Genomic DNA, 3525 nt, shown 5'->3' with positions numbered 1-3525 from the left:
CCTGCCCGTATTTTGAGAACTGTATAGTGGACGCGAGCATCTCTTTGTAGCGTAATTTTGCTTTTTGTTGTTTGTTTTTGTGACAAGCTACTAAGGGCAATCGGTGGATGTCTTGGTACCAAGAGCCGATGAAGGACGTTGGAGCCTGCGATAAGCCCCGGGGAGTTGGCAACCAAGCTGTGATCCGGGGGTGTCCGAATGGGGAAACCCAGCTGGCATTCTAAAGCCAGTTACCAGTGCCTGAACACATAGGGTTCTGGAGGGAACGCGGGGAAGTGAAACATCTCAGTACCCGCAGGAAGAGAAAACAATTGTGATTCCGTGAGTAGTGGCGAGCGAAAGCGGATGAGGCTAAACCATGTGCGTGTGATAGCCGGCGTGCGTTGCGTATGTGGGGTTGTGGGAGCATTCAGGGCCTAATGCCGTGGGTCCGGAGAGTTATAAATCATCGTTGAAGTCGAATCTTCTGGAATGTTGAGCCGTAGTGGGTTATGGCCCCGTAGGCGTAAGACGGTGACTCTCGAGTGTTTTCCCGAGTAGCACGGGACTCTTGAAATCTTGTGTGAATCTGGCGGGACCACCCGCTAAGCCTAAATACTTCTTGGTGACCGATAGCGGACTAGTACCGTGAGGGAAAGATGAAAAGTACCCCGGGAGGGGAGTGAAATAGTACCTGAAACCGGTTGCCTACAATCCGTCGGAGCATCTCCTTGTGGGGTGTGACGGCGTGCCTTTTGAAGAATGAGCCTGCGAGTTAGTGGTGTGTGGCGAGGTTAACCCGTGTGGGGTAGCCGTAGCGAAAGCGAGTCTGAATAGGGCGTTTTAGTCGCATGCTCTAGACCCGAAGCGGAGTGATCTATCCATGGGCAGGTTGAAGCGTGGGTAAGACCGCGTGGAGGACCGAACCCACCAGGGTTGAAAACCTGGGGGATGACCTGTGGATAGGGGTGAAAGGCCAATCAAACTCCGTGATAGCTGGTTCTCCCCGAAATGCATATAGGTGCAGCGTCGCGTGTTTCTTACCGGAGGTAGAGCACTGGATGGTCTAGGGGGCTTACCGGCTTACCGAAATCAGCCAAACTCCGAATGCCGGTAAGTGAGAGCGCGGCAGTGAGACTGCGGGGGATAAGCTCCGTAGTCGAGAGGGAAACAGCCCAGATCACCAGCTAAGGCCCCTAAGCGATTGCTAAGTGGAAAAGGATGTGGAGTTGCCCAGACAACCAGGAGGTTGGCTTAGAAGCAGCCACCCTTGAAAGAGTGCGTAATAGCTCACTGGTCAAGTGATTCCGCGCCGACAATGTAGCGGGGCTCAAGCAATCCGCCGAAGCTGTGGCATTCACACTCGTACCCGGTGAAGTCTTTCGAGGCTTCATCCAGGTGTGTGGATGGGTAGGGGAGCGTCGTGCAGCGTGTGAAGCAGCCTAGTGATGGAGTTGTGGATGCTGCACGAGTGAGAATGCAGGCATGAGTAGCGAATGACGGGTGAGAAACCCGTCCGCCGGATGATCAAGGGTTCCAGGGTCAAGCTAATCTGCCCTGGGTAAGTCGGGACCTAAGGCGAGGCCGACAGGCGTAGTCGATGGACAACGGGTTGATATTCCCGTACCGGCATTAACACGACCCGACCGAACCCGCTGATGCTAAACCAACAAGGCTGTGATGTCTTCGGACGGATCGGTGGCGTTGGTGACCCGAGGTGGTAGTAGGTGCATTGAGGAGTGACGCAGGAGGGTAGTCCAACCGCGGCGATGGTAGGCGTAAGCTGATCCGCGGGCAAGGTGGTAGGGCGAGGCATAGGCAAATCCGTGTCTCACATAGCCTGAGAGCCGAGGCGGACCCGTTTAGGGGAAGTGGATGATCCCATGCTGCCGAGAAAAACTTCGCAGTGAGTGTTAGAGCCGCCCGTACCCCAAACCGACACAGGTGATCAGGTAGAGAATACCGAGGCGATCGAGTGAACCATGGTTAAGGAACTCGGCAAAATGCCCCCGTAACTTCGGGAGAAGGGGGGCCGGAACCGTTACCTCACTTGCTGAGGGAAGCGGTGATGGCCGCAGAGACCAGGCCCAAGCGACTGTTTACTAAAAACACAGGTCCGTGCGAAGAAGTAATTCGATGTATACGGACTGACGCCTGCCCGGTGCTGGAACGTTAAGGGGACAGGTTAGCTGGCTTTAGGGCCGGCGAAGCTTTGAACTTAAGCGCCAGTAAACGGCGGTGGTAACTATAACCATCCTAAGGTAGCGAAATTCCTTGTCGGGTAAGTTCCGACCTGCACGAATGGCGTAACGACTTGGGCGCTGTCTCAACCGTGGACTCGGCGAAATTGCATTACGAGTAAAGATGCTCGTTACGCGCAGCAGGACGGAAAGACCCCGGGACCTTTACTACAACTTGGTATTGGTGGTCGGTACAACTTGTGTAGGATAGGTGGGAGACTGTGAAGCTCGGACGCCAGTTCGGGTGGAGTCATCGTTGAAATACCACTCTGGTTGTTCTGGCTGTCTAACTTTGGTCCGTTATCCGGATCAGGGACAGTGCCTGGTGGGTAGTTTGACTGGGGCGGTCGCCTCCTAAAAGGTAACGGAGGCGCTCAAAGGTTCCCTCAGCCTGGTTGGCAATCAGGTGTCGAGTGTAAGTGCACAAGGGAGCTTGACTGTGAGACAGACATGTCGAGCAGGGACGAAAGTCGGAACTAGTGATCCGGCGGTGGCATGTGGGAGCACCGTCGCTCAACGGATAAAAGGTACCCCGGGGATAACAGGCTGATCTTCCCCAAGAGTCCATATCGACGGGATGGTTTGGCACCTCGATGTCGGCTCGTCGCATCCTGGGGCTGGAGTAGGTCCCAAGGGTTGGGCTGTTCGCCCATTAAAGCGGCACGCGAGCTGGGTTTAGAACGTCGTGAGACAGTTCGGTCCCTATCCGCTGCGCGCGCAGGAGACTTGAGAAGGGCTGCCCCTAGTACGAGAGGACCGGGGTGGACGAACCTCTGGTGTGCCAGTTGTTCCGCCAGGAGCACGGCTGGTTGGCTACGTTCGGGAGTGATAACCGCTGAAAGCATCTAAGCGGGAAGCACGCTTCAAGATGAGGTCTCCCACCGGGTTAACCGGGTAAGGCCCCCAGTAGACCACTGGGTTGATAGGCCAGAAGTGGAAGCATCGCAAGGTGTGTAGCTGACTGGTACTAATAGGCCGAGGGCTTGTCACACACCCACACATCTGTGTGGAACAAACTGACAAGGCTGCGCTATGTAACAGACATGTTCGCGTTCACTGTACGGTTCCCGGAATACGGTCAACCCCCAGCCCGCCGACACCCCCAGCAACATCAGAGGGTGTGTGGCTTGAGCAGTGTGGTTGGTTTGATATTTCGATAGAGTTTCGGTGGCCATAGCGTCGGGGAAACACCCAGTCTCCATTCCGAACCTGGAAGTTAAGCCCGACAGCGCCGATGGTACTGCGACCGGGAGGTCGTGGGAGAGTAGGACGCCGCCGGACATTCACACTGTTAAGGGCCACCCCA

At 55.6% G+C, this 3525-nt stretch carries 2 rRNA genes; both read left to right on the top strand.

Going from position 1 to position 3525, the window contains the following annotated elements:
• The first annotated feature begins 80 nt into the window (after positions 1–80).
• Positions 81–3210: ribosomal RNA gene (locus E0H73_RS45545) — 23S ribosomal RNA — on the top strand.
• A 172-nt stretch (positions 3211–3382) separates the two neighbouring features.
• Positions 3383–3500: ribosomal RNA gene (rrf, locus tag E0H73_RS45540) — 5S ribosomal RNA — on the top strand.
• Positions 3501–3525 lie beyond the last annotated feature (25 nt).

The sequence above is a fragment of the Kribbella pittospori genome (genome assembly GCF_004331465.1).
Taxonomy (GTDB): Bacteria; Actinomycetota; Actinomycetes; order Propionibacteriales; family Kribbellaceae; genus Kribbella; species Kribbella pittospori.
Note: the sequence above shows the minus strand (reverse complement) of the source record. Positions and strands in the feature narration are given on the sequence as shown.